The 25,677-nt window shown below is 68.8% G+C and carries 19 protein-coding genes; 5 read left to right on the plus strand and 14 right to left on the minus strand.

Annotated features, from left to right (window positions below):
• Position 1: 1 nt before the first annotated feature.
• Positions 2 to 3,310: an efflux RND transporter permease subunit gene (locus tag HWX08_RS24895; RefSeq protein WP_174922031.1), complete on the plus strand. Its 3,309-nt coding sequence runs from the start codon at positions 2 to 4 to the stop codon at positions 3,308 to 3,310.
• 118 nt (positions 3,311 to 3,428) lie between these two features.
• On the opposite strand, the gene HWX08_RS24900 is transcribed toward HWX08_RS24895, so the two are convergent.
• The 5 genes from HWX08_RS24900 to HWX08_RS24920 form a co-directional block, all read right to left on the minus strand.
• Complete coding sequence (locus HWX08_RS24900; RefSeq protein ID WP_244122768.1) at positions 3,429 to 4,127, minus strand: helix-turn-helix domain-containing protein; 699 nt, start codon at positions 4,125 to 4,127, stop codon at positions 3,429 to 3,431.
• Positions 4,120 to 5,082, minus strand: a complete 963-nt coding sequence (locus HWX08_RS24905; RefSeq protein ID WP_174922033.1) for an AraC family transcriptional regulator — start codon at positions 5,080 to 5,082, stop codon at positions 4,120 to 4,122. Before HWX08_RS24905 ends, HWX08_RS24900 begins: the two co-directional genes overlap by 8 nt.
• 31 nt (positions 5,083 to 5,113) lie before the next feature.
• Positions 5,114 to 6,208, minus strand: a complete 1,095-nt coding sequence (locus HWX08_RS24910; RefSeq protein WP_174922056.1) for a porin — start codon at positions 6,206 to 6,208, stop codon at positions 5,114 to 5,116.
• A gap of 84 nt (positions 6,209 to 6,292) precedes the next feature.
• Positions 6,293 to 8,497: a xanthine dehydrogenase family protein molybdopterin-binding subunit gene (locus HWX08_RS24915; RefSeq protein ID WP_174922034.1), complete on the minus strand. Its 2,205-nt coding sequence runs from the start codon at positions 8,495 to 8,497 to the stop codon at positions 6,293 to 6,295.
• The gene (locus tag HWX08_RS24920) at positions 8,481 to 8,921 is read right to left on the minus strand and encodes a (2Fe-2S)-binding protein (protein ID WP_174922035.1); all 441 of its coding nucleotides are present in this window, start codon (positions 8,919 to 8,921) and stop codon (positions 8,481 to 8,483) included. The genes HWX08_RS24915 and HWX08_RS24920 overlap by 17 nt, the downstream gene beginning before the upstream one ends.
• Positions 8,922 to 9,183: 262 nt before the next feature.
• Between HWX08_RS24920 and HWX08_RS24925 the strand changes: the two genes are divergently transcribed.
• Positions 9,184 to 9,567, plus strand: a complete 384-nt coding sequence (locus HWX08_RS24925) for a VOC family protein (protein ID WP_069256203.1) — start codon at positions 9,184 to 9,186, stop codon at positions 9,565 to 9,567.
• 78 nt (positions 9,568 to 9,645) lie between these two features.
• On the opposite strand, the gene HWX08_RS24930 is transcribed toward HWX08_RS24925, so the two are convergent.
• Positions 9,646 to 11,145, minus strand: coding sequence for an NYN domain-containing protein (locus HWX08_RS24930; protein ID WP_174922036.1), 1,500 nt, complete (start codon positions 11,143 to 11,145; stop codon positions 9,646 to 9,648).
• A gap of 311 nt (positions 11,146 to 11,456) precedes the next feature.
• Between HWX08_RS24930 and HWX08_RS24935 the strand changes: the two genes are divergently transcribed.
• A complete protein-coding gene (locus HWX08_RS24935) occupies positions 11,457 to 12,086 on the plus strand; it encodes an SDR family oxidoreductase (RefSeq protein WP_174922037.1) in 630 nt (209 codons plus the stop codon).
• A gap of 111 nt (positions 12,087 to 12,197) precedes the next feature.
• On the opposite strand, the gene HWX08_RS24940 is transcribed toward HWX08_RS24935, so the two are convergent.
• Positions 12,198 to 12,749, minus strand: a complete 552-nt coding sequence (locus HWX08_RS24940; RefSeq protein WP_069256200.1) for a peroxiredoxin — start codon at positions 12,747 to 12,749, stop codon at positions 12,198 to 12,200.
• 279 nt (positions 12,750 to 13,028) lie between these two features.
• On the opposite strand from HWX08_RS24940, the gene cdpA reads away from it, so the two are divergent.
• Positions 13,029 to 14,771, plus strand: a complete 1,743-nt coding sequence (gene cdpA / locus HWX08_RS24945) for a putative bifunctional diguanylate cyclase/phosphodiesterase (RefSeq protein ID WP_208454963.1) — start codon at positions 13,029 to 13,031, stop codon at positions 14,769 to 14,771.
• 25 nt (positions 14,772 to 14,796) lie between these two features.
• A complete protein-coding gene (locus tag HWX08_RS24950) occupies positions 14,797 to 16,299 on the plus strand; it encodes an HDOD domain-containing protein (RefSeq protein WP_069256198.1) in 1,503 nt (500 codons plus the stop codon).
• 99 nt (positions 16,300 to 16,398) lie between these two features.
• Here the strand turns inward: HWX08_RS24950 and HWX08_RS24955 are convergent, their stop codons facing one another.
• From HWX08_RS24955 to HWX08_RS24985, 7 genes are all read right to left on the minus strand, one after another.
• Positions 16,399 to 17,193: an ABC transporter substrate-binding protein gene (locus HWX08_RS24955; RefSeq protein WP_069256197.1), complete on the minus strand. Its 795-nt coding sequence runs from the start codon at positions 17,191 to 17,193 to the stop codon at positions 16,399 to 16,401.
• Positions 17,194 to 17,547: 354 nt separating this feature from the next.
• Positions 17,548 to 18,606, minus strand: coding sequence for a succinylglutamate desuccinylase (gene astE / locus HWX08_RS24960; protein WP_069256196.1), 1,059 nt, complete (start codon positions 18,604 to 18,606; stop codon positions 17,548 to 17,550).
• Positions 18,590 to 19,930, minus strand: a complete 1,341-nt coding sequence (gene astB / locus HWX08_RS24965) for an N-succinylarginine dihydrolase (RefSeq protein WP_107309658.1) — start codon at positions 19,928 to 19,930, stop codon at positions 18,590 to 18,592. Before astB ends, astE begins: the two co-directional genes overlap by 17 nt.
• Positions 19,931 to 19,944: 14 nt before the next feature.
• The gene (gene astD / locus HWX08_RS24970; protein WP_174922039.1) at positions 19,945 to 21,408 is read right to left on the minus strand and encodes a succinylglutamate-semialdehyde dehydrogenase; all 1,464 of its coding nucleotides are present in this window, start codon (positions 21,406 to 21,408) and stop codon (positions 19,945 to 19,947) included.
• 7 nt (positions 21,409 to 21,415) lie between these two features.
• Complete coding sequence (astA, locus tag HWX08_RS24975) at positions 21,416 to 22,450, minus strand: arginine N-succinyltransferase (protein ID WP_069256193.1); 1,035 nt, start codon at positions 22,448 to 22,450, stop codon at positions 21,416 to 21,418.
• Entirely contained in the window at positions 22,447 to 23,499 is a 1,053-nt protein-coding gene (aruF, locus tag HWX08_RS24980; RefSeq protein WP_174922040.1) for an arginine/ornithine succinyltransferase subunit alpha, read from the minus strand. The genes astA and aruF overlap by 4 nt, the downstream gene beginning before the upstream one ends.
• A gap of 30 nt (positions 23,500 to 23,529) precedes the next feature.
• Positions 23,530 to 24,762, minus strand: coding sequence for an aspartate aminotransferase family protein (locus tag HWX08_RS24985; protein ID WP_069256191.1), 1,233 nt, complete (start codon positions 24,760 to 24,762; stop codon positions 23,530 to 23,532).
• Positions 24,763 to 25,677 lie beyond the last annotated feature (915 nt).

The following is a 25,677-nucleotide window of genomic DNA, read 5'->3' on the forward strand; positions in this document are numbered from 1 at the left end:
GATGAACCTGTCGCGCCCCTTCATCACCCGCCCCGTCGCGACGACGCTGCTCGCGATCGGCGTCGCGCTCGCGGGCCTGTTCGCGTTCGTCAAGCTGCCGGTCTCGCCGCTGCCGCAGGTCGACTTCCCGACCATCTCGGTGCAGGCGTCGCTGCCCGGCGCGAGCCCGGAAACCGTCGCGACCAGCGTGACGAGCCCGCTCGAGCGGCACCTCGGCTCGATCGCGGACGTCTCGGAAATGACGTCGACGAGCACGGTCGGCAATGCGCGGATCATCCTGCAGTTCGGCCTGAACCGCGACATCGACGGCGCCGCGCGCGACGTGCAGGCCGCGATCAACGCGGCACGCGCCGACCTGCCCGCCGCGCTGAAGAGCAACCCGACCTACCGCAAGGTCAACCCGGCCGATTCGCCGATCATGATCGTGTCGCTGACGTCGGAGACCTCGTCGCCCGCGAAGCTGTACGACTCGGCGTCGACGGTGCTGCAGCAGTCGCTGTCGCAGATCGACGGGATCGGCCAGGTCACGGTGAGCGGCTCCGCGAACCCGGCCGTGCGCGTCGAGCTCGAACCGCAGGCGCTGTTCCACTACGGGATCGGCCTCGAGGACGTGCGCGCGGCGCTCGCGTCCGCGAACGCCAACGCGCCGAAGGGCGCGATCGAGTTCGGCCCGCAGCATTACCAGCTCTATACGAACGACCAGGCGTCGCAGGCGTCGCAGTACCGCGACCTCGTCGTCGCGTATCGCAACGGCTCGGCCGTGCGGCTGTCCGACCTGTCCGACGTCGTCGATTCGGTCGAGGATCTTCGCAACCTCGGCCTGTCGAACGGCAAGCGCGCGGTGCTCGTGATCCTCTACCGCTCGCCCGGCGCGAACATCATCGACACGATCGACCGCGTGCGCGCGGCGCTGCCGCAGCTCACCGCGTCGCTGCCGGCCGACATCACGGTCACGCCGGTGCTCGACCGTTCGACCACCATCCGCGCGTCGTTGAAGGACACCGAGCACACGCTGCTGATCGCGGTCAGCCTCGTCGTGATGGTCGTGTTCCTGTTCCTGCGCAACTGGCGCGCGACGCTGATCCCGAGCGTCGCGGTGCCGATCTCGATCATCGGCACGTTCGGCGCGATGTACCTGCTCGGCTTCTCGATCGACAACCTGTCGCTGATGGCGCTGATCGTCGCGACCGGCTTCGTCGTCGACGATGCGATCGTCGTGCTCGAGAACATCTCGCGGCACATCGAGAACGGCAAGTCGCGGATGCAGGCCGCGTTCGACGGTGCACGCGAGGTCGGCTTCACGGTGCTGTCGATGAGCATCTCGCTCGTCGCGGTGTTCCTGCCGATCCTGCTGATGGGCGGCATCGTCGGGCGGCTGTTCCGCGAGTTCGCGCTGACGCTGTCGCTCGCGATCGCCGTCTCGCTCGCGGTGTCGCTCACGGTCACGCCGATGATGTGCGCGCGCCTGCTGCCCGAATCGCACGACCCGCAGAGCGAAGGCCGCTTCGCGCGATTCCTGGAACGCTGTTTCAGCCGCATGCAGCGCGGCTACGAGCGCTCGCTGTCGTGGGCGCTGCGCCGGCCGCTGCTGATCCTGCTGACCTTGTTCGCGACGATCGGGCTGAACGTGTACCTGTATGTCGTCGTGCCGAAGGGCTTCTTCCCGCAGCAGGACACCGGGCTGATGATCGGCGGCATCCGGGCCGACCAGTCCACGTCGTTCCAGGCGATGAAGCTGAAGTTCTCCGAGATGATGCGCATCGTGCAGAGCAATCCGAACGTGAAAAGCGTCGCGGGCTTCACCGGCGGCACGCAGACCAACTCGGGTTTCATGTTCGTCACGCTGAAGGATCGCACCGAGCGCAAGCTGACGGCCGACCAGGTGATCCAGCAACTGCGCGCGCCGCTGTCGGACGTCGCGGGCGCGAGCACGTTCCTGCAGGCCGCGCAGGACATTCGCGTGGGCGGCCGGCAGAGCAACGCGCAGTACCAGTTCACGCTGCTCGGCGATTCGAGCGCCGACCTGTACAAGTGGGGGCCGATCCTGACCGAAGCGCTGCAGAAGCGCCCCGAGCTGACCGACGTGAACTCCGACCAGCAGCAAGGCGGGATGGAGGCGATGGTGACGATCGACCGCGCGACCGCCGCGCGGTTCGGCATCAAGCCCGCGCAGATCGACAACACGCTGTACGACGCATTCGGCCAGCGCCAGGTCTCGACGATCTACAACCCGCTGAACCAATACCACGTCGTGATGGAAGTCGCGCCGAAGTACTGGCAGAGCCCCGAGATGCTCAACCAGGTGTGGATCAGCACGTCGGGCGGCAGCGCGAACGGCTCGCAGACCACCAACGCAGCCGCGGGCACCTACGTCGCGACGTCCGCCGGCACGTCGAGCGCCGGCACCGCCACGCAGAGCGCCGCGGCGATCGCGTCGGACTCCGCGCGCAACCAGGCGCTCAACTCGATCGCGGCGAGCGGCAAGTCGAGCGCGTCGTCGGGTGCGTCGGTGTCGACGTCGAAGTCGACGATGATCCCGCTGTCGGCGATCGCGACGTTCGGGCCGAGCACGACGCCGCTGTCGGTCAACCACCAGGGGCTGTTCGTCGCGACGACGATCTCGTTCAACCTGCCGCCGGGCGTGTCGCTGTCGCAGGCGACGCAGGTGATCTACCAGACGATGGCGCAGGTCGGCGTCCCGCCGACGATCGTCGGCAGCTTCCAGGGCACCGCGCAGGCATTCCAGCAGTCGATGAACGACCAGCCGATCCTGATCCTCGCCGCGCTGCTGGCCGTCTACATCGTGCTCGGGATCCTGTACGAGAGCTACATCCACCCGATCACGATCCTGTCGACGCTGCCGTCGGCCGGCGTCGGCGCGCTGCTCGCGCTGCTGCTGTTCAAGACCGAATTCAGCATCATCGCGCTGATCGGCGTGATCCTGCTGATCGGGATCGTGAAGAAGAACGCGATCATGATGGTCGACTTCGCGATCGACCAGACGCGCAACAACGGCAAATCGTCGTTCGACGCGATCCACGAGGCGTGCCTGCTGCGCTTTCGCCCGATCATGATGACGACGATGGCGGCGCTCCTCGGCGCGCTGCCGCTCGCGTTCGGCAACGGCGACGGCGCCGAGCTGCGCGCGCCGCTCGGGATCGCGATCGCCGGCGGCCTGATCGTGTCGCAGGTGCTGACGCTCTATACGACGCCGGTCGTCTATCTGTACATGGACCGGTTCCGCGTGTGGGGCGAGAAACGGCGCAACCGCCGGGGCAATCGCGGCGGGCCGGCAGTCGCCGGCGAGTAACCACCGGTCGTACACGGATCGACGGGGCGTATCGCCCCGTTCTCGTTTTTTCGTTCCGTGTGCCGCCCGGCGCCGGCGGACGATCGCGGCGCCCGCGGTCGCGGATCGGCCGCGCGATTCAGCGACGATCGGCCGTGTCGACCATATCGACCATATCGACCATATCGGCCAAATCAGCCAGCACGTCCGACAGGTGCTGCGCCGCGTCGCCGAGCATCGGGCGCACGTCCCGCCGCCGCGCGTCGTCCCACGCATCGAGCGTGACGCCGATCGCCAGCGCGCCGCGCGCACCCACCGGCATCGCGACGATACCGGGCGCGCCGTGAGATCCGCCGGGCCGGCCGAACGACCGAACGTCGCCTACGCCGGCATCCGCCCTATCCGCACCCTCTTCCGCCCACCCGACGAAGCGCGCACCCACGCGTGTCAGCACACAGGCGGCTCCGTCAGGCACCGCCTGCGCGAGTACGACGACTTCCGCGCGGTCCCGCCCGAGCAACTGCGCGGCCAGTCCGCTGCGCGCGCACAGCGCCTGCAGCACCTGCTGCGCGTGCGCCACCTCCGGCCGGGCGCCCAGGTACGCGGCGGCGACCTGCTCCGCCGCCGGCCCGGGCCGGTAGCGACCGTGCGGGTCGACGCTCAGGAACTGCTGCCCCACCAGCGTCCTCAGCAGCCGCGCGATCGAGTTGCGCGGCACGCCGAGCCGGGCCGCGAGCGCCGCGGCGCTCGCGGGCGGCCGCGCGAGCGCGACCGTTTCGAGAATCGCGAGCCCGCGGGCAAGCGCCGGCACCCGATAGAGTGAGACGCGGTCATCCATGTCGTGCGAGGTCATACAGATCCCGTGCGTTGCGTGCATAGCGGCGCGGCGCCATTCCCGACCAGCGGTGGAACGCGCGCGCGAACGCCTTCTCCGACGTGTAGCCGACCCGCTCGGCGATCTCGATCAGCCGCAACCTGCCGTGCACGAGCTCGCCGCTCGCCAGATACATCCGGTACGCGGTCAGGTGACCGATCGGCGTCTCGCCGACCAGTTCGGCGAAACGCGCGCAAAAGCGCGAGCGCGACATGCCGGCGTCGGCCGCGAGACTCGCGAGTTGCCAGTTGCGGCGCGGGTCGCGATGCATCAGCGCCATCGCGCGGCCGATCTGCGGATCGGTCAGGCCGCGCAGCCAGCCCGTGTGATTCGCCGACGACTGCAGGTGCGCGCGCAACAGCTGCACGAACAGCACATCGGCCAGACGCGCGGCGGCGACGGCCCAGCCGGGCTGGCACGCCATCGATTCCTCGATGAAGCTCTGCAGCGTGCTCGCGAGCCACGGCGCGACGGCCGCGTCGTTCGCGCGGACGTGGATCAGCGGCGGCAGCACGGAGAACAGCGGGCTGCGCACGATGTCGCGATAAATGACGATCCCGGTATAGAGGTCGCTGGTCGCGCCGCCGCCGCCCGCGACGAATTCGAGCGGCGTGTCGAAGCGCGGCCGGATGCCCTTGTCCGCCATCAGCCGGTCGAACGGCACGGGCGGCTCGTCGAGCGACGACGCCATCACGTGCTCGTCGCCGTGCGGCAGCAGCACGAAGTCGCCCGGCTCGACGGACACCGGCGCGGCGCCCGCGACCGCCAGGAAGAACGGGCTGCCGGTGCAGATGCGAAACGGCGCGCCCGCAACGGCCGGCTTGCGGATCGCCCACGGCGCGCTCAGCGTGAAGCGCCCGGTGACGACCGCATCCGCCCGCAGGTCGGTCAGCACGTCGCTGAGAAGATCGGTCGTCATCGTCGAAGCCCCCGTGGTGCGCGCCGCCGGCTCAGAAGCGCTGCTGGATGCCCGCCATCACGCCGACCTGGTTCCGGCCGGCGTCGACGGTGCCGCCGGCCGCCACGGCCGACGTCCCGAGCGCGCTGTTCGTCATGTAGCCGACGGACGTATAGACCATCGTACGCTTCGACAGGCTGTAGTTCGCCCGCCCGACGAACAGGTTCGAGTCGTAGCGGCCGCGCAGCAGATAGCGCAGCGCCTGCGCGTCGAATGATAGCGCCGGCGTCGCATATACCGTGCCGCCCGCAAAAAAGATGTCCGACTGACTGTGCGCCGCGGCCGCCGTGTTGCGGCGAATCCAGCCCGCGCCGAGTTTCGCGCTGCCGAATTTCACGTAGGCGTCGACGATCGTGCGCGTGTCGGTATAGCCGGGATTCGACAGCGGCGCCGACGCGCCCGTGCCGCCGTGCATCACGTCATACGATGCGGCCACGCCGAACTGCGGCGCGTCGTACGCGGCCATCATCGTGTACTGGCGGCACGCGACCGGGTCGCCGGCCACGTTGCCCGCGCAGTTCGTCGCCGACGGGCCGGCCGGGCCCGCGCCGTCGCGCCCGGTGCTGTAGGTGCCGCCAAGCGTCAGGCCGCCGAAGCGGCCGAGATAGCCGACCGCGTTGTCGCTGCGCGCGTTCGGCAGATAGCTGTCGAAGCTCGCCATCGAATGGATCGACGGGCCGATCACGTCGGCATTGAGCAGCACCCGCATCGACATGTTCATCTGCCGCCCGAGCGTGAGCGCGCCGTACGGCGACTCGATGCCGACGTTCGCCTGCCGGCCGAACAGGCGGCCGCCGTAGTTCAACGCGCCCGAGTTCGGTGCGAAGCCGCTCTCGAGCACGAAGAACGTGCGATAGCCGCCGCCGAGATCCTCGATGCCGCGCAGCCCGAAGCGCGACGGCACTTCGCCGGTCAGCGACGGCATCCCGGCGACCGCTCCGCCGCCCGCCGCGTTGTTGTAATACTGCACGCCCGTGTCGACGATGCCGTACAGCGTCACGCTGCTCTGCGCATGCGCGCCCGGCGACGCGGCCGCGGCCGCGAACGAAACGGCCGTCGCGGCCGTACGGAAGGTGTTCGTGAAGATCTCCAGACCAGTCGTGTAGTTGTGCTTGATATCGACCGGCGGCGCACCGGGCGCCGTCGGCCTTGCGGGGAACACCGGAATCGTTCAGGTCGCGAGCGGCGTGGCGAACGGCATCGAGCGCGGCCGCTCGCCGGTCGCGCGCCAGATCGCATCGCCGAGCGCCGGCGCGACGGGCGGCAACGCGACTTCGCCGCAGCCTTGCGGGTCGCGATCGCTGTCGACGATCACGACCTCGATCTTCGGCATCGCGGCCAGGCCGAGCAGCGGATAGTCGGTGAAATTGCGCTGCACGACCGCGCCATGCTCGAACGTGATCTCGCTTCTGAACGTATTGGTCAGCGCGAAGCCGACGCCGCCTTCCACCATCTCGCGAATCAGCAGCGGATTGATCGCGCGGCCGCAGTCGATCCCGCACACGATCCGCTCGAGCTTCACGTGGCCGTCCGTCACGCGCACTTCGGCGATCGTCGCGACATGCGTGCTGAACGCGCCGCCGCGCCCGGTGTACAGCGAATACGCGACGCCGCGCGACACGCCGGTCGGCGCCCGGCCGAACCAGTTCGCGCGCGCGGCCGTCGCGTCGAGCACACGCAGCGCGAGCGGGTCGTGCTTCAGCAACGCACGCCGGTAGCGCACGGGGTCGGCGCGCACCGTGTGCGCCAGTTCGTTCACGAAGCTCTCGAGGAAGAACACCGTCGACGTGCTGCCGACGCTGCGCATGAAGCTGACCGGAATCGGCTGCATCACCGTGACCGAATCGACCAGCAGGTTGGGCACGTCGTAGCAAAGGTCGTACAGGCCGTCGAGCATCGTTTCGTCCCAGCCGCCCGCGTTGTCGTAACGATCGCGCTTGATCGCCGCATACAGCGAGTGGCCGGCCACGCGCGCATGCAGCGCGACGGGCAGCCCGTCGCTGCCGAGCGCGGCGCGCAGCCGCGCGGACGCGCACGGCCGATAGAAGCCGTGACGGATGTCGTCCTCGCGCGAGCGGATCACCTTCACGGGCCGCCCGAGCGCCTTCGACGCGACGGCCGCGTGCACGACGAAATCGGGCACGTACTTGCGGCCGAAGCTGCCGCCGAGAAACGTCGTGTTGACGATCACGCGCTCGGCCGGCACGTTGAACAGCGCCGACAGCGTCCAGCGCACCTTGTCCTGCCCCTGGATCGGCCCCCACACCTCGATCTCGTCCGCCCGCACGTGCACGGTCGCGTTGACGGGCTCCATCGTCGCGTGAACGATGTACGGCGTGTGGTAGTCGGCTTCGACGATCGTGTCTGCATCGGCGAGCCGGCGCGCGGGGTCGCCGATCGTCGTCGCGACCACCGCGTGCCCGGCCTGCAGCGCGCCCTTGCGCTGCGCGAGGATCGTCGCGCTGTCGAACGCCGGCGTCGCGCCGGCGTCCCACACGACGTCCGCCGCGTCGCACGCCTGCTTCGCCTGCCAGTAGGTGTGCGCGACGACGATCACCGCGTCCTTCGCGAGCACGACGTCCACGACGCCCGGCATCGCGCGCAGCGCGTCGCGATTCTTCACGGCCGTCGGCCGGCCGTTCAGCGTCGGCGCCATCGTCAGCGCGCCGACCAGCATGTCGGGCACCTGCACGTCGATGCCGAAGATCGCGCTGCCGTCGATCTTCGCGGGCACGTCGACCTTGTGCAGCGGACGTCCGATCAGCGTATGCGCGGAGTCCGGCTTCAGGCGCGGCCGCGGGTCGGGTGGCAACGTCGCGGCGGCCGCGACGAGCGCCCCGTACGACAGCGACCGGCCGCTCGGCGGATGGATCACGCGGCCGTCGCGCGTCACGCACTGCGTGTCGCGTACGCCGAGCCGCGCGGCGCCGGCCCGAAGAAATGCCGAACGCGCTTGCGCGCCCGCGATGCGCAGCCGCGTGTAGAACATCGTCGCGGACATCGACGCGCCGACGAACTGCTGCGGCGCCTCGTTCGCCGCGTCGATCCGGTACGCATCGCGCCCGGTGACGAACTCGACCGTCACGCTGCGCCAGTCGGCGTCCATCTCGTCGGCGAGCACCTGTGGCAGCCCCGTGTAGACGCCCTGCCCGACTTCCGCCTGCGACAGGCCGATGATCGTCCTGCCGTCGGCGTCGATCCGCACCCAGTCGTTGATCTCGCGAAAGCCCGCGCCGTCGCCCGCCGCATGCACGACGTCGCCGATCGCGAGCGGCAGCAGCAGGCTGCCCGCCAGCGCGACGCCGCCCTTCAGGAACACGCGCCGCGACGCGTTCGGCGCAGGTCGCGCCCGCCCCGCGTCAGCCGGCCGCGACATGGATCGCCCCGCGGATGCGTGAGTAGGTTGCGCAGCGGCACAGGTTCGTGACGGCCTGGTAGATCTGCGCGTCGGTCGGCTTGCGATGCCGCGCGAGCAGCGCGGCGGCGGCCATCACCATCCCCGACTGGCAGTAGCCGCACTGCGGCACGTCCTTCTCGATCCACGCGCGCTGCACCGGATGCGAGCGATCGTGCGACAGCCCCTCGATCGTCGTGACCGCGCGGCCCGCGACGCTCGCGACCGGCAGCACGCACGAACGCGCGGCCTCGCCGTCGAGATGCACGGTGCAGGCGCCGCACGCGCCGATGCCGCAGCCGTATTTGGTGCCGGTGAGCCGGGCCGCGTCGCGAATGACCCACAACAGCGGCGTGGCGGGATCGCCGTCGAAATCGAACGGCTGGCCGTTCAGCATGAAGCGCATCGTCTGTCTCCCTGTTGCGCATCGCCGCTCGGTCATCCGGCGGATGACGGCGATGCCTGACAGGGATTCTTGGCGGCGCAAAAAGCCGCGCCAATGACCTTTGCTCCCGAAAAAGTAGCCGATCGTCCAGATCGTTTCAGCCGACGAATCGCGCCCGGCCACCCGCGGCGGCTCCGTTCGCCGCCAGCCCCGCTTGCACGCAGGCGGCGATCGACTATCGTGTGTCCATGTCCACCCTCGCGCCCGTTCCCGGGAACCCGCCATGAACGTCCAGCTCAACCATACGATCGTCTGGTGCCGCGACAAGCGCGCGTCGAGCCGCTTCCTCACCGAGCTGCTGGAACTGCCGCCGCCGACGCCGTTCGGCGCGATGCTGGTCGTCGCGCTCGACAACGGCGTGTCGCTCGACTTTTACGAACAGGCGGGGGAAATCAGGTCGCAACATTACGCGTTCCTGATCGACGAAGCGGCGTTCGATCGCGTGCTCGCGCGCATTCGCGAGCGCGGGTTGCCGCACTGGGCCGATCCGGCGAAGCGTCAACCCGACGAGATCTACCGTCACAATGGCGGCCGCGGCGTGTATTTCGACGATCCGGACGGCCACTTCCTCGAAGTGATGACGCAGCCTTATGCGGTGAACGGCTAGGTCGACGGGCCGGCGTTGCACCGGCCCGCGTCGGGGCGCGGGTGCCGCCGCGAGCGGGCGACACCCGGACGACCAACCTTACTCGGCGGCGTCCGCCGCGGTCTTGCGCGGACGACGCGCGCGCGGCGCCGCCTTGCGGGCCGGCTTCTTCGGCTTGGCAGCGGCCGGCGCTTGCGCAGCGGCTTCGGCGTTCGCGTCGACCGGCGCCGCGTCGTGCGACGGCTGGGCGGCGCTCTCGCCACCGGCATCGCCCGCCGCCGGCCCGGCGTGCGTCACGGCTTGAATCCCGCCGACCGGCCGCGCGTCGCCGTGCTCCGCGTCGCGGTGCGCGTCGTCGGCATGCCTGCCGTGCGCGTGCGGGTCGCCGTCGTGCTTGGCCGTGTCGTGGGCGGCGTCTTCGGCCTTCCCGGCCCCGTGAAGGCCCGCGCGCTTCGCGGCGGCGCCCTTCTTCGCGCCGGTCTTCTTCGCCGCGCTCTTGCGCGCGCGCTTGCGGCCATCCTTCGCGTCGCCGTGCGCTTCGGCCGCTTCGACCGCTTCTGCCGGCGGCGTCACCGGCGCCACGTCGGCGTCGAGCAGTTCCGCCTCGTCCGCTTCGACCTGCACGCTTTCATGGGCGACCGCTTCCGCCCGCTGCCCGCGACGTTGCGCATTGCGCCCGGCCCGCGCCGGCTCCGCCGCGCGCGACCCATGGTGCGCGCCGCCGTACCCGCCGTTCTCACCGCCCGCCGCGGCATGCTCCGCGGCCGCCGACTGGCGCGCCCGCGACACGAACGCGCCCGACTTGTCGTCGCGCCCCACTTCGAGCAGCCCGCGCGCCTGCGCCTCGTCGAGCAGGTTGCCGAACGCTCGGAATCCGTAATACGACTCGTTGAAATCCGGCTTGCGGCGCTTGATCGCGCTCTTGAGCACCGACGCCCAGATCTTGCCGACGTCGTCCCGCTCCGACGCGAGCGCGTCGAACGTCTCGACCGCCAGCGCGATCGCCTCGGCCTTGCGCGCGTCCATGTCGTGCTTGCGCGAAGCGGCCGGTTCGTCCGGCCGTTTCGCGCCGCCGTTGCCCGCGCGCTGCTGCTGTTCGCGCTTCGCGAGCGCGCGCTGCTGCTCGCGCACCAGATCGTCGTAGAAGATGAATTCGTCGCAGTTCGCGACCAGCAGGTCCGACGTCGACTTCTTCACGCCGACGCCGATCACCTTCTTCGCGTTCTCGCGCAGCTTCGACACCAGCGGCGAAAAATCCGAGTCGCCGCTGATGATCACGAACGTATCGACGTGCGACTTCGTGTAGCAGAGGTCGAGCGCGTCGACGACGAGCCGGATGTCGGCCGAATTCTTGCCCGACTGGCGCACGTGCGGAATCTCGATCAGCTCGAAGCTCGCCTCGTGCATCGACGCCTTGAAGCCCTTGTAGCGATCCCAGTCGCAATAGGCCTTCTTCACGACGATGCTGCCCTTCAGCAGCAGGCGCTCCAGCACGGGCTTGATGTCGAACTTGTCGTACTTCGCGTCGCGCACGCCGAGCGCGACGTTCTCGAAGTCGCAGAACACGGCCATGCTCACGTTGTCCAGGGGTAATGCCATGTGTACTCCAACCGGTGGGCCGATGCGTTGTAAGACGTAGCGGCGAAAAATGCATCGCGCACATGATAGCCGGTCGGCGCGTCATTCCCGCATCCGTGTGTGAATGAATGGCGCCGGAGTGCCCGTCGCGTCGTATGCCCGCGCCGCGGAGCCGAGGCGGGCACCCGAGGTCGGTACGCCCGCACCGGTATGCCCGCCGCCGGTATGCCCCTTAATACGCGGCCACCGCCGCGGCCAATCGACATTACACTTGAGTTATCGGTCGTCCGTCCCTATCTGGAAGGATGACGCATCGAGCAAGGAGCGGTTTCATGACGACGAAGGTATTGCTGATTGGCGCGACCGGCCGAACCGGCCAGGCCTGCGCGGATCTGCTGCTCGAGCAGCCGGAGTTCGAGGTCACGGCGCTGGTGCGGCGGCAAGGCTATACGCTGCCGGGCGCGAAGGTCGTCGAGGCCGATCTAACGGACGATTTCTCGCACGCGTTCCAGGGCATCACGCACGTGATCTATGCCGCCGGCTCGGCCGAATCGGAAGGCGCGGCCGAAGAGGAGCAGGTCGACCGCGACGCGGTCGCCCGCGCGGCCGAGTATGCGCTGGCATACAACGTCCAAAAGCTCGTCGTGATCAGTTCGCTGTCCGCGTACCGGCCCGAGCAGAGCCCCGACGCACTGCGCCACTATTCGCAGATGAAGCGCGAAGGCGACGAGCGCGTGATCGCATCCGGCATCGACTACGTGATCCTGCGCCCCGGCCCGCTCGCGGACACGCCGGGCGTCGGCAAGATCGCGCTGACGGAGGAGCGGGTCGAGCCCGCGCCGCCCGTCTCGCGCCAGGACGTGGCGTGGGCCGCGATCGAAGCGATCAAGCTCGGCATCTCGCGCAAGATCGTCGGCTTCGTCGGCGGCAGCGTGCCGATCGAGCAGGCATTGCGCGCATGACGCGCGTCGCCCGCGCCGGCCACCGTGCGGGCAGCGTGGCCGGCGCGGGCGACGCATCGATCCGCACCGGCGGCCCGTGCGACGAGCCGCTGCGACGCGCGGACCGCCCGTTTACTGCTTCGGATGCGCGTCCGCCCATGCCTTCACGGCAGCGAGCGTGTTCTCGACGTGCTTGTCGGGCGACATGCTCGTGTATTCGTACAGCACCTTCCCTTCCGGCGAAATCACGTAGGACACGCGGTTCGCGCGGTCGATCGCCGGCAGCTTCGCGTCGTATTCCCGGATGATCTTCGCGTCCGGGTCGGCCGCGACCGGGAACTTGCTCCGGCATTCGCTCACCGAGAACTTCGTCAGCGTGTCGATCTTGTCGGCCGATACGCCGATCACCGTCGCGCCGTAAGCCTTGTAACGGTCGACCGCATCCGCGAACGCGTGCGCCTCGATCGTGCAGCCCTTCGTGAACGCGGCCGGGTAGAAATACAGCACCACGGGCCCCTGCTTCAGCGCGTCCGCGAGCGAGTACGTGTAAGTCTTGCCGCCCAGCGACGCCTGCGTCGTGAAATCGGGCGCGTCGGCACCCGGCTTCAACTCCGCCTGCGCCATCAGCGCATGGCCGGCCACCAGCGCCGCCACGGCGCCGCCAAGCAACAGTTTTCGCTTCATCTGCGTCCTCATTTCTTATAAAGTCAGCGTCGATATAGACCATGCCGGTGTTCGCCAATCGAACATTTGCATGACCGATCCGGTCCGGCGGCCGCGCCAGCCGCGGCCGGCTCGTTAAAGATTCCGCACAGTCTGCCGTTATTCCTTCCGGACATCCGGTTCCAGCCCTTCACGTCAGCGAGAAACATGGAAGCCAACAGGAAACAGACGTCACGCAAGGGCTCCTGGCGCAGCGCCTTGCATACGCTGCGCCGCTTCGCCTGGTCGGGCGGCGCGCTGATGCCCGCGCGCGCCGGTGCGCCGCGCCGCGACGACTCCGTGCGCAACTGGCTGGAACAGACGGTCGGCACGGTGGATTTCCTCGCCCATGTCGACCGCGAACTGCGCTTCCTGTATGTGTCCGACGCGAGCCTGCGCTTCATCGGCTACCACCGCGACTACCTGCACACGCTGACGCTGCGCGACCTGATCGCCGAACAGGATACCGCGGCGCTCGACGGCCTGCTCGCGCGCGCCGCGCGTTCCGGCCAGGTCGAGAAGGCGACGATGTGCATCGTCAAGTCGCTCACCTACCCGCTGGACGTCGAGATCCGTGCGTTCAAGAGCCGCCACCACGGCGTCGACGGGTTCGCGATCGCGGCGTTCGACGTGTCGTCGTGGCGTGCGCTCGAGGCACGCCTGACCTACGAAATGCACCACGACCCGATGACCGGGCTCGACAATCTGTCCGCGCTCGTGCCCGCGCTGATGCGCGCGCAGCAGGCCGCCGACGGCGACGGCACCTGCGCGGCGCTGCTGCTGCTCGACCTCGACGACTACCAGCGGATCAACCGCGCGCTCGGCTACGACGCGGGCGACATGCTGCTGCGCGAGACCGCGCAGCGGCTGAAAGCGCTCGTCACGCCGAACGAGCGGCTCGCGCGCGTCGCGAGCGACAAGTTCGCGGTCGTGCTCTGTGCGCCGGACCGCACGCAGGCGAGCCACGCGGCCGATGCGCTCGCCCGCCGGCTGCAGGCCGCGGTGCGCGAGCCCTACGTGTACCAGGGGCAGACCGTGCACCTGTCCGCGAGCATCGGCATCGCTCTGTACCCCGACGAGCGCCCCGCGCCGCATCGTGCGCAGCACCACAGCCCGCTGCTGCGCCGCGCCGACCATGCGCTGTCGCAGGCGAAGGCGTCGGGCGGCAACGCGCTCGCGTTCCACGCGCCCGTCGACGATCCGGCCGACGCCGAACGGCTGAAGCTCGAGGCCGACCTGTACGACGGCGTGCGCAACGGCGAGTTTTCGCTCCATTTCCAGCCGATCACGCGCAGCCAGTCGGGCGCGGTGGTCGGCGTCGAGGCGCTGATCCGCTGGCGCCATCCGGTGCACGGCCTCGTGCCGCCGGCGACTTTCATCCCGCTGGCCGAATCGACCGGCCTGATCAACTACCTCGGCAACTGGGTGCTCAAGGCCGCGTGCATGCAGCTCGTCGCATGGGATCGCCAGGGGCTCGCGCTGCAATACGTGGCGGTCAACGTGTCGCCGCAGCAGTTCCGCGACCCGCGCTTCACGCAGAGCGTGCGCGAGGCGATCGCGCTGACGGGCATCGATCCGCGCCGCATCGTGCTCGAGATCACCGAAAGCCTGCTGATGCACGATCCCGCGCAGGCGAAGGGGCTGCTCGAGGAGCTGACCGATCTCGGCATCCGCTTCGCGATCGACGATTTCGGCACCGGCTATTCGAGCCTCGCGTATCTGCAACGCTTCCCGCTCGCGAAGCTGAAGATCGACCGCAGTTTCGTCGAGAACCTGCTGACCTCGCGCAACGATCGCGCGATCGTGTCGGCGGTGGTCGGCCTCGCGCAGACGCTCGATCTCGAACTCGTCGCGGAAGGCGTCGAGACCGAGGCGCAGCGCGAATTGCTGACGGAGATGGGCTGCAACCATATCCAGGGCTGGCTCGTCTGCCAGGCGCTGCCGTCCGAGGAGCTCGCGCAGCGCTTCGAGGCGCAGCAGCTGCACCTGCACGCCGCCGCCTGACGCGCGGCGAACCGGACGGATCCGTATGTCAATCACCGAACACCTGCCCCGCACCGCGCTGCTCGACAAGCTGTGGGCCCGGATGAACGAACGGGGCGACTTCCCGCTGCTGTCGGAATCGCTGCGCGCGACGATGGCGGCGATGAAGAACGACGACCTCGACTTCACCGCGCTCGTGCGCGTCGTGCTGTCGGACTTCGCGCTCACGCAGAAAGTGCTGCGGCTCGCGAACTCCGCGATGTACATGGCGTTCGGCGGCAACATCACGACCGTGACCCGCGCGCTGATGGTGCTGGGCATGGACGCCGTCGGCCATCTGGTCGTCGGGCTCAAGCTCGTCGACCATTTCCACCACAGCACGCCGCGGCGCATCGACGCGAAGCTCGAACTGAACCGCGCGCTGCTGTCCGGCTGCGTCGCGCGCAAGCTCACCGAGCGCGCCGAGCTGCGCTCGGGCGAGGAAGCCGTCGTCTGCACGCTGATGCGCCAGGTCGGCAAGCTGCTCGTGGTCTGCTATCTCGACAGCGAATGGGACCGGATCCGGCGCCGCGCGGCCGAGCTGAACGGCGACGACGCGGCCGCGTGCATCGACGTGCTCGGCGTCGGCTTCGACGAGATCGGGCTCGAGGCGGCCGCGCGCTGGCGGTTGCCCGACGTGATCTGCGCGGGGATGACCGACCCCGACCATGCGGCGCGCACCGACGCGTTCGGCAACGACGATGACGACGACGGCGATGCAGGCCATCCGGCAGAAAACGAGCCGGCCGACCGCGTCCGCTGGCTGCGGGCGGTGAGCCGCTGCTCGACCGACGTCGCGGGCGCGCTCGTGATGCCCGCGAGCCCGCAGCGCGACGCGCGCATCGCGGCGCTCGCGCAGCACTACGGCACGGAGCTCGACATCGAATCCGACGCACTCGTCGAGATCGCCGAGCGGCTCGCGCGCGAGGAAGCGAGCGACACCGTGATGCGCGAGATCGTCGAGTTGCGCGCGAACGCCGATGCGATCGCGCGCGCGCAGGCCGAGCCCGAGGCATGCCTCGAAGCCGGCCTCGCGGACCTGCGCGCGCTGCCGTCCGAGCACGTGCTCACGCCGGTGCTCGCGCTCGCGTCGGAAAGCCTGCTGGCCGGCCTCGCGTTCACGCGCACCGTGATGTTCGTGCGTCACGACGACGGCACGTTCGCCGCGCGCCTCGGCTTCGGCCCGGGCGTCGACACGACGCTCGAGCGGCTGCGCTTCGACGAGCGCTTCGAGCCGGACGTGTTTCATCTCGCGATCACGAACTCGGTCGGCATCTTCATCGAGCAGGCGCAGGAGCCGAAGATGCTCAAGCGCCTGCCCGCGTGGTATCTCGACGCGTTCGACGACACGCGCGCGTTCGTGCTGCTGCCCGTACGCGTCGGCGCGACGACCGTCGCGCTGCTGTACGGCGACTGGGCCGGCCCGCAGCCCGCGCGCAAGATCACGCAGCAGGAAATGAGCGTGCTCAACGCGCTCGCGCACGAACTGGGCCGGTTCTTTCCGGCCTGACGCGGCCGCTGCCCACGCCGCGCACCGTTTCCCGTCTCCAAAAACAAACCGGCCGCATCAGCGGCCGGTTTGCTTGCATCGTGCGCTCGAACGCAACGCTTACTTGAGCGTCACGGGCACGCTGAAATACTTCTTCGCGAGGGTGTCGATCGTGCCGTCGGCCTTCAGGTCCTTCAGCGCCTGATCGAGCGCGGTCTTCAGCGCCGCGTCGTTCTTGCGCAGGCCGAAACCGACACCCGAGCCGAGGATCTCGGCGTCGCTCACGGTACCGCCCGCGAACGCAAAGCCCTGGCCTTGCGGCTTCGACAGGAAGCCCTTCGCGCCCGCTTCCGCATCCTGGAAGGTCGCGTCGAGACGGCCCGACTTCAGGTCGGCGTACGCCAGATCCTGCGTCTGGTACGGCACGACTTCGACGCCTGCCGGCGCCCACTTCTTCTTCGCGTACGCTTCCTGGATCGTGCCCTGCAGCACGCCGACGCGCTTGCCCTTCAGCGATTGCGGGGTCGGCAGCAGGCCGCTGCCCTGCTTCGCGATCAGCTGGTTCGGGATCGTGTAGATCGGATCGGTGAACGCGATCGCGTGCTTGCGCTGGTCGGTGATCGTCATGTCCGAGTTGATCGCGTCGAACTTGCGCGCCTGCAGCGCCGGGATCAGCCCGTCGAAGTCGTTCTCGACCCACACGCACTTCGTCTTCAGCTTCGCGCACACCGCGTTGCCGATGTCGATGTCGAAGCCGGTCAGCTTGCCGTCGGGCGTCTTGTATTCGAACGGTGCGTACGAGGCCTCGACGCCGAAACGGAGCTCTTTCAGGTCAGCGGCAAACGCGCTGCCTGCCGCCACGGCCGATGCCGCCACCACCGCATGCGCGGCCACTTTACGCCAATCCAACTTCATCAGGTGTTCTCCTCGATACTCGAATGTTCCGGAACTACGGGCGCATGCATCATTGCAGGGTCGGATAGCCCCGGCAACGTCGCCGCCGCGCCGTGATGCGGCGCAACAGCCGCAAGGCCGCGATTGTACCAATCCGCGCGGCCCGATACGGCAAAGCAGCCGCCGGCACGCGATGCTGCGCTGCGGCCGCCGGCCACGGCCGGAGCGCTCGTCGAACTTGCAAGACGATGTCGCAAATACGCAAGCGCGCCGCGCCGGGCGTCTGCGCAGCGCGCGCGCATCGTCTCGAAAAGGGAATGGCCGGCGGGCGGGCGCGGGCCGCGGATCGCCGCGGCCGCGCGCCGTGGGCCGGCGTCAGACGAGCGCGGCGAGCGTCTCGCGCGTCGTGTCGACGACGAGCAGGCCCGCGCGCAAACCGGGCTTCACGGCCGGGTTCGGGAACACGATGCGCTCCTCGTCGTGCTTCACCGTGTAGCGGTAGTCGCCGTCCTGCGCGAGCACGGTGCCGCGCGCGAACGCGGTGAAGTTCGCGACGTCGGCCGCGACGAACAGCTCGAGCGCGTCGCTCTGCTTCGTGATCTGGTCGATCACGGTGAATACGCGCGGCAACGGCGCGTCGGCGTCACGCGCGGCGCCCGACACGAGCTTGCGTACCGCCCGGTCGGCCGGCGCGAAGCGCGACAGGTCGTTCTGACCGAACGGCCGCACCTTGCCGAGTTCCAGCGTGCACGCGAGCGCGCCGCAGTGCTCGGCCGTGAAATGCGAATACGTGTTGCCCTTCGCGGTATGCAGCAGCACGGCCGCGATGCGCGCATCGCCGAGCCATTCGACCATCGTGCGGGCCGGCGGCGTGCCCGTGTGCGGCAGCAGCGCGAACTGCTCGAACACCGATGCGCGGATCGCCGTGTGCATGTCGACGTGCCAGCGTGCGGCGCCGGCCGGCGCCGCCGCGAAGAACGCGGCGGCCGCCGCTTCGAGCTGTGCGGCGCGCGGCGCTTCGCGGCTCGTCGGCACCTGCGCGTGACGGCCGCTGAACAGGCGATTCAGGTCGTCGTCGAGATAGCGCTCGCCCGCCCGCATCGCCGGCACGTTGCCGAGCACGACGAGCAGCCGGCACGCGAGCGGCAGCGCGCCCGCCGCGAGATCGCGCACGAGCATCGACAGCAGCTCGATCGGCGCGGTCTCGTCGCCGTGCACGCCGGCCGACACGAGCACGCTGGCGCGCGCCGGCGCGGCGGCGGTGCCGGCCGCCGCCGGTTCGAGCGCGAGCAGCCCGGCGCCGAACCATTGCCAGCGCACCGCACCGTGCGCGCACGCGCCGTCCGTCACGGCCGGCGTGTCGCCCGCGAGCGTGAACGCGAGGAAGTCGTCGAGCAGCCCGGCGCCCGTGCGGGAATCAGCGCTGGAAGTCATACAGCGACCCGACGCGCAGGATCTGCGTGAGCTCGTCGAGCGCCGTGCGCGATTCGTCGAGCAACGCCGGATCGGCGAGGTCTTCCGGTGCGAGGCGATCGCGATAGTGCCGGTCGATCCACGAATCGAGCGACGTGAACAGCGTGTCGTTGATCCACACGTTCGACGTGACGGCCGCGCGTTCCGCGTCGTTCAACACCACGCGCAGGCGCAGGCAGGCCGGGCCACCGCCGTTCTTCATGCTCTCGCGCAGGTCGAACACGAGCACGTCGCGAATCGGGCCGTTGCCGGCCGCGAGTTCGTCGAGATAGGCCGCGACGTTGCCGTTCTCGCGGCATTCCTGCGGCACGACGAGCACCTGCGAGCCGTCCGCGCGCGACAGCAGCTGGCTGTTGAACAGGTACGACGTCACCGCATCGTTCACGCTCACGGCCGCATCGGGCACCTCGATCACGTTCAGGCGCGCGCCGCGTGCGTCGAGCGCGGCGGTCAGCGTGTCGTAGATCGCCTGCTTGTTGACGAATGCGCGCTCGTGCGTGAACAGCGTGTCGCGGTTGCCGACCGAAATCACGTCGTTGTGGAACACGCCCGCGTCGATCACGTCCGGGTCCTGCTGCGCATAGACCGTCGCTTCTTCGGCGAGCCCGTGGCGATGCGCGACCGCGCGGCTCGCCTCGAACGTCTGGCGCGCCGGGAAGCGCTTCGGCTCGGGCCCGCGGCGATATTCCGCGCGGCCGTACACGAAGAACTCGATGCCCGGCTTGCCGTATTCGGCGCAAAAGCGCGTGTGGTTCGCCGCACCTTCGTCGCCGAGTGCCGGCGTGCCGGTCAGCGCTTCGTGCACCGCGAAGTGCGCGGGATCGGCGAACAGCGTCGACAGCGTGCGGCGCGTCGCTTCGTGCTCGATCGCGCGATGCAGCTTGCTGCACAGGTTGGCCGGCGTGAAGTGCACGCGGCCGTCGCTCGTGTCGGCCGACGGGCTGACGGTGGCCGCGTTCGCGGTCCACATCGCCGATGCCGAGCTTGCCGCGGCGAGCAGTTCGGGCGCCTGCTTCGCGGCCTTCGCGATCACGTCCGCGTCCTTGCCCGAGAAGCCGAGCTCGCGCAGCAGGCGCAGCGACGGCCGTTCCTGCGGCGGCAGCACGCCCTGCGCGAAACCGAGGTCCGCGAGCTGCTTCATCTTGCGCAGCCCCTGCTTCGCGGCGGCCTTCGGGTTCGCGGCCGACTTTTCGTTGTTCAGCGACGCCACGTTGCCGAACGACAGTCCGGCGTAGTTGTGGGTCGGGCCGACGAGTCCGTCGAAATTGGCTTCTTGTGCGTTCATCGTCGCTCCCTCGATCAGAAATGCAGGCCCGGCGACAGGCTCGCGGGCAAGGTCAGTTGCGTGCTTTCCACCGACGCCATCGGATACGCGCAATAGTCGGCCGCGTAGTACGCGCTCGGACGATGGTTGCCCGAGCGGCCCGTGCCGCCGAACGGCGCGGCGGACGATGCGCCGTTGGTCGGGCGGTTCCAGTTGACGATCCCGGCGCGAATCGTGCGGCGGAAGTGCTCCCATGCGTTCGCGTCGTCGGCGAGCAGGCCGGCCGACAGGCCGAACGCCGTATCGTTCGCGCGCTCGATCGCTTCGTCGAACGTCGCATGGCGGACGATCTGCGCGAGCGGGCCGAAGTATTCCTCGTCGGGCAGGTTGGCCACGCCGGTCACGTCGACGATCGCCGCGTTCACGAAGCCGAGGCGCGGATCGCGCTGCGTCATCGCGACGATCGGCTTCGCGCCCTGCTCGATCAGGCGCGACTGCGCGTCGACGAGTTTCGCGGCCGCGCGCGCCGAGATCACCGCGCCCATGAACGGCTGCGGATCGGCATCGAACACGTCGGCCGTGATCTTCGACGTGACGTCGGCGAGGCGCGCGAGGAAGCGGTCGCCGAACGCGCCCTGCGGCACGAAGATGCGGCGCGCGCACGTGCAGCGCTGGCCGGCCGACAGGAACGCCGACTGGATCGTGTGATGCACGGCCGCGTCGATGTCCTCGACTTCGCCGATCACGAGCGGGTTGTTGCCGCCCATCTCGAGCGCGAGCACGATTTCCGGACGGCCGCCGAACTGCTTGTGCAACAGCGTGCCGGTGTCCGAGCTGCCGGTGAAGAACAGCCCGTCGATCTGTCGATGGTTCGCGAGCGCGATGCCCGTGTCCTTTTCGCCCTGCACGAGATTGAGCACGCCGTCCGGCAGGCCGGCTTCCTTCCACACTTCGACCGTCGCGCGCGCGACGCCCGGTGCGAGCTCCGACGGCTTGAACACGACCGTATTGCCGGCGATCAGCGCCGGCACGATATGGCCGTTCGGCAAGTGGCCGGGGAAGTTGTACGGGCCGAACACCGCGACGACGCCGTGCGGGCGATGGCGCAGCACCGCGACGCCGTCGGCCATGTCCTGGCGCTTTTCGCCGGTGCGCTCCTGGTAGGCCTGGATCGAGATGCCGACCTTCGCGGCCATCGATGCGACTTCGGTACGCGCTTCCCACAGCGGCTTGCCCGTCTCGCGGCCGATCGCGGTCGCGATCGCTTCCTTGCGTTCGTTGAGCAGCGCGGCGAAGCGCTTGACGATCGCGCAGCGCGATTCGAAGTCGAGCGCCGACCAGCCGGCGAATGCGCGGCGCGCGCTCGCGACCGCGCGATCGACGTCGGCCGCCGACGCGCTTTCGCCCTGCCACGCGATTTCGTCGGTGCCGGGGTTGCGCGAAGCGAACACGGGGCCCGAGCCTGCGACCCAGGCGCCGTCGATGAAGAGTTCCGTCATGATTCGTTTATCCCTGTTTGACTTTGAGCGGCAGCACGCGCACCGGATCGCCGGCCTTCACGTCGAGCGCGGCGGCATCGTCGGCCGACAGCACGAACGCGCCGTTCGCGACCACGCCCGGCGCGACGCCGACGCGGAAATCGGTGAGCGACGTGTTCGACACGAGCGACGTGGGCAGATGGCCGCCCTGCGCATCCGGCACGCCGATCGCGACCGGCACGACGACGCTCTCGCGCACCGTGCGCAGATCGTTCACGTGGCATTCGAGCACGGGGCCCGCGTCGAAGATGTCGACGTGATTCTGATAGCGCAGCCCTTCCGCTTCGAGCATCTTGCGGGCCGGCAGCGTGTCGCGGTGCGTGAGGCCGACCGCGTCCTGCGCGTCCTGCGGCAGCAGGTCGACGTACACCGGATAGCGCGGCATCAGTTCCGCGAGGAACGACTTGCGGCCGTGCGAGCTGAGGTAGTCGGCCGCGTTGAAGTCGATCTGGTAGAAGTGCGAACCGACTGCGCGCCAGAACGGCGACGTGCCGTCCTCGTCGAAGTGGCCGCGCAGTTCCGCGCAGATGCGTTCCGGAAAGCGCTCGCGGAACTGCGCGATGAACATGAAGCGCGAGCGCGACAGCAGGCCGCCGACGCCGCCCGTGCGATAGCGCGGGCTCAGGAACAGCGAGCAGACTTCCGCGTAGCCCGTCAGGTCGTGCGAGATGTTCAGCGCGGACATCCGCGTCCACACGCCGAGCTCCTGGCTCGCATGCACGACCGTGCTCACGCGATAGTTGTAGAACGGCTGTTCGAGGCCGACCTGCGTCTCGATCCCGCACACGCCCGCGATGTCGCCCGTCGTCGATTCTTCCATCACGAAGAAGTAGCCGGCTTCGCCGGGCGCGGCCTCGCCCGCGAGCGTGCGGCGCGTGCGCTCGATGCGCGCGGCGAGCGCGTCGCGGTCGGGCTTGAACGTGGTCAGGCCCGGCCCGGTTTCCTTCGCGAGCGACACGAGCGCGTCGACGTCGCCCGTTTGTACGACCCGAACGACGATCATGCTGCGTCTCCCTTCAAATCTTCATCGTCGCGGCGGTGCAGCGGCACGCAGCGCACGACATCGCCATCCTTCACATCGAGCGCCGCGCGCACGTCGCCCGCGAGCGGTGCATCGCCTGCGTCGCCCGGCAGGTCGGCCAGCACGCAGCGGAACGATTCGCCGCTGCCCGTCGACACCATGTACGCGATGTCGCCCTGCTGGTGCGCGGCTTCGCGCACGACGCGCTCCGAGCCGTGCTTCACGCACGCGGTGCGGTCGACCTGCGCGGTCAGCACCGGGCCCGCGTCGAAGATGTCGACGAAGCGGTCGGGCTCGAAGCCTTCCTCGAGATGGATGTCGTACGCGAGCAGCGCAGATTCGTTGGGCTCGCCGAGCACGCGCTGCGCGGCTTCCGGCAGCAGCGGCACGTAGAGCGGATAGGCCGGCATCACTTCCGCGATGAACGTGCGGCTGCGGCCGCCCGACGCGATGTCGACGTCGGTGAAGTCGCGGCCGAAGAACTTGCGCCCCACCGCTTCCCAGAACGGCGATGCGCCGTTGCCGTCGCTCACGCCGAGCAGCAGCGTGAACACTTCGGGCGTGAAGCGGCGGCGGTTCGCGGCGATGTACATCATCCGCGCGCGCGAGATCAGGTGCGCGGCCGCATCGCCGCGCAGCGACGGATCGACGTAGAAGCCCGCGAGCCGGCTCTTGCCGGTCAGCTCGTGCGACATTGTGAGCGCGTGGATCTTGCGGTTCACGTGCAGCTCGCGCGACGCGTGGATCAGCGCGTCGTTGCGGAACGCGTAGAACGGTTCCGAGTAGCCGGCCGCGGCCACGATGCTCGCCGTGCCGAGCAGCTTGCCCGTCGACGAATCCTCGAGCACGAAGAGGTAGAACTCCTCGCCGGCGAAGTCGACGTCCGCGCGAAACGAATCCTCGGAGAGCGCCACGCGCGCTTCGAGCGCCGCGCGGTCGTGCGGCAGCGAGTGCAGGACCGGCTGCGCGGTGCGCGCCATGTGCGCGAGCGCATCGAGATCCGTGAGTTTGCCGGGGCGAACAAATAGCATCGTCGTTCCTGTCTGCGATGGGCGCGCCGCTCAGCGCGCGGTGGCTTCCTGGGCCGCGAGCACCTGTTCGACGGCCTTCTCGAAGCGCTTCACGCCTTCGTCGAGCAGGTCGAACGGGATCACCAGCGACGGGACGAAGCGCAGCACGTTCGGGCCGGCGATCAGCATGATCAGGCCGTTCTCGGCGGCGGCGTTGACGAAGTCCTTCGCGCGGCCGTCGAATGCGGCGGTGAGTTCGGCGCCGACGAGCAGGCCCTTGCCGCGCACTTCCTTGAAGATGCCGAAGCGTGCGTTGATGCGTTCGAGCGCGCCCTTCAAGCGCACGCTGCGTTCGCGCACGCCTTCGAGCAAGGCCGGGTCGCCGATCAGTTCGACGACCTTGTCGGCGATCGCGGATGCGAGCGGGTTGCCGCCGTACGTCGTGCCGTGCACGCCGACCTTGAAGTGCGCGGCCAGTTCGTTGGTCGTCAGCATCGCGCCGATCGGGAAGCCGTTGCCGAGGGCCTTCGCGGTGGTCAGGATGTCCGGCGTGACGCCCGTGTCCATGTACGCGTAGAACTGGCCGGTACGGCCGACGCCCGTTTGCACTTCGTCGAAAATCAGCAGCGCGCCGTGCGCGTCGCACGCTTCGCGCAGTGCTTTCAGGAAGGCCGGATCGGCCGGGATCACGCCGCCTTCGCCCTGCACCGGCTCGACGATCACCGCGCAGGTTTGCGGGCCGATCGCGGCCTTGGCGGCTTCGATGTCGTTGTACGGCAGGTGCTTGATGCCGGCCGGCACGGGGCCGAAGCCTTCCGAGTATTTCGGCTGGCCGCCGACGCTGACCGTGAAGAACGTGCGACCGTGGAACGACTGCACGAACGACACGATTTCCGCCTTGTCGGCGCCGTGGCGGTCGAATGCGACGCGGCGCGCGAGTTTCAGCGCGGCTTCGTTCGCTTCCGCGCCCGAGTTCGCGAAGAATGCGCGGTCGGCGAAGGTCAGCGATTCGAGGCGCTTGGCGAGGCGCAGCACCGGCTCGTTCGTGTAGCCGTTGCCGATGTGCCAGAGCTTGCGGCCCTGTTCGTCCAGGACTTTCAGCAGTTCCGGGTGGCCGTGGCCGAGCGACGTTACCGCGATGCCGCACGCGAAGTCGATGTACTCGCGGCCGGCCGTGTCCCACACGCGGGAGCCCTCTGCACGGTCCGGCACGAACGGCGCGGGGGAAAATACCGGCACCATCACTTCGTCGAATGTCTGGCGGGTCACGGTCGAGGTCGTCATGGTCGTTCCTTTCGGTTTCGTAAGAGGGTTCAACAGGATCAAGTTTAGGTAAGGGTGACGCAAGCGTCTTGCGGAATTGCGACGGGTTCTATCGGAAGCGGATAGTTCGCTTTATTTTGCCCTCTTCGCCGGGCGGGATTCGTGGTTTGGTTTTTTTGGGGTGTGGTTGGGTGGTTCGCTTGCCAGTTTTCGTGAAGCACCTGTTGTCGTGTCGGTCTATTAGTGTCGCCCCTGCGCGGGGCGGCGGTTACTTTTCTTTGTCTTGCCAAAGAAAAGTAACCAAAAGAAAGGCGCCGGGAAAACGCATGACCTCCCGGTGCCATGGCCACCGGAGTGGATCGCGCCTAAGTGTCCGCGCCAGTCACGAACACGGAGTGGTTCGAGCAATGGTTCCGACACCCACCCCTACCCAACAGAGCGGTATACCGCCCGCTAGCTCCATCCTCGCTTCGCTCGGCCGACAGGTTCACCCCCCTCCAGTCATCCTCCCGATCAATCAACTCCAGCAATGACGACGCTCGCCACCCAATTTCACAAAATCACACGCGCCCTCATTCGCAAGAAAAAGGGACGCAACGCCGCACGTGGGGGCATAGGCGCAAATGCCCGATGCCCGATGCCCGATGCCCGATGCCCGATGCCCGATGCCCGATGCCCGATGCCCGAAAGCGTACGATCGCATGATCGTTATGCAGTTCCTGCCGATGATAAGCAGTCCGATTGATAAAAGCGGATGCGCAAAAAAGAGGGACTTTGTCTACGGATGCAGTGTTGGGAGGGGTACGTGAGCGTATGCAATGCGGCGAGAGGTACCTTGCAGCCGAGCGAAGCGAGGATGGAGCTAGCGGGCGGTATACCGCTCTGTTGGGTAGGGGTGGGTGTCGGAACCATTGCTCGAACCACTCCGTGTTCGTG

Origin of the sequence: Burkholderia metallica (assembly GCF_902832845.1) — a bacterium.
GTDB lineage: Bacteria > Pseudomonadota > Gammaproteobacteria > Burkholderiales > Burkholderiaceae > Burkholderia > Burkholderia metallica.

Bases quoted from the DNA above. Each gene is read 5' to 3' on its own strand.
- astA (WP_069256193.1), bottom strand. From the start codon at position 22,450: ATGATCGTCGTTCGGGTCGTACAAACGGGCGACGTCGACGCGCTCGTG.
- HWX08_RS24915 (WP_174922034.1), bottom strand. From the start codon at position 8,497: ATGTCGCGGCCGGCTGACGCGGGGCGGGCGCGACCTGCGCCGAACGCG.
- HWX08_RS24900 (WP_244122768.1), bottom strand. From the start codon at position 4,127: ATGGATGACCGCGTCTCACTCTATCGGGTGCCGGCGCTTGCCCGCGGG.
- HWX08_RS24895 (WP_174922031.1), top strand. From the start codon at position 2: ATGAACCTGTCGCGCCCCTTCATCACCCGCCCCGTCGCGACGACGCTG.
- HWX08_RS24935 (WP_174922037.1), top strand. From the start codon at position 11,457: ATGACGACGAAGGTATTGCTGATTGGCGCGACCGGCCGAACCGGCCAG.
- HWX08_RS24955 (WP_069256197.1), bottom strand. From the start codon at position 17,193: ATGAAGTTGGATTGGCGTAAAGTGGCCGCGCATGCGGTGGTGGCGGCA.
- HWX08_RS24950 (WP_069256198.1), top strand. From the start codon at position 14,797: ATGTCAATCACCGAACACCTGCCCCGCACCGCGCTGCTCGACAAGCTG.
- astD (WP_174922039.1), bottom strand. From the start codon at position 21,408: ATGACGGAACTCTTCATCGACGGCGCCTGGGTCGCAGGCTCGGGCCCC.
- HWX08_RS24920 (WP_174922035.1), bottom strand. From the start codon at position 8,921: ATGCGCTTCATGCTGAACGGCCAGCCGTTCGATTTCGACGGCGATCCC.
- HWX08_RS24985 (WP_069256191.1), bottom strand. From the start codon at position 24,762: ATGACGACCTCGACCGTGACCCGCCAGACATTCGACGAAGTGATGGTG.
- aruF (WP_174922040.1), bottom strand. From the start codon at position 23,499: ATGCTATTTGTTCGCCCCGGCAAACTCACGGATCTCGATGCGCTCGCG.
- HWX08_RS24940 (WP_069256200.1), bottom strand. From the start codon at position 12,749: ATGAAGCGAAAACTGTTGCTTGGCGGCGCCGTGGCGGCGCTGGTGGCC.
- HWX08_RS24925 (WP_069256203.1), top strand. From the start codon at position 9,184: ATGAACGTCCAGCTCAACCATACGATCGTCTGGTGCCGCGACAAGCGC.
- astB (WP_107309658.1), bottom strand. From the start codon at position 19,930: ATGAACGCACAAGAAGCCAATTTCGACGGACTCGTCGGCCCGACCCAC.
- astE (WP_069256196.1), bottom strand. From the start codon at position 18,606: ATGACTTCCAGCGCTGATTCCCGCACGGGCGCCGGGCTGCTCGACGAC.
- HWX08_RS24930 (WP_174922036.1), bottom strand. From the start codon at position 11,145: ATGGCATTACCCCTGGACAACGTGAGCATGGCCGTGTTCTGCGACTTC.
- cdpA (WP_208454963.1), top strand. From the start codon at position 13,029: ATGCCCGCGCGCGCCGGTGCGCCGCGCCGCGACGACTCCGTGCGCAAC.
- HWX08_RS24905 (WP_174922033.1), bottom strand. From the start codon at position 5,082: ATGACGACCGATCTTCTCAGCGACGTGCTGACCGACCTGCGGGCGGAT.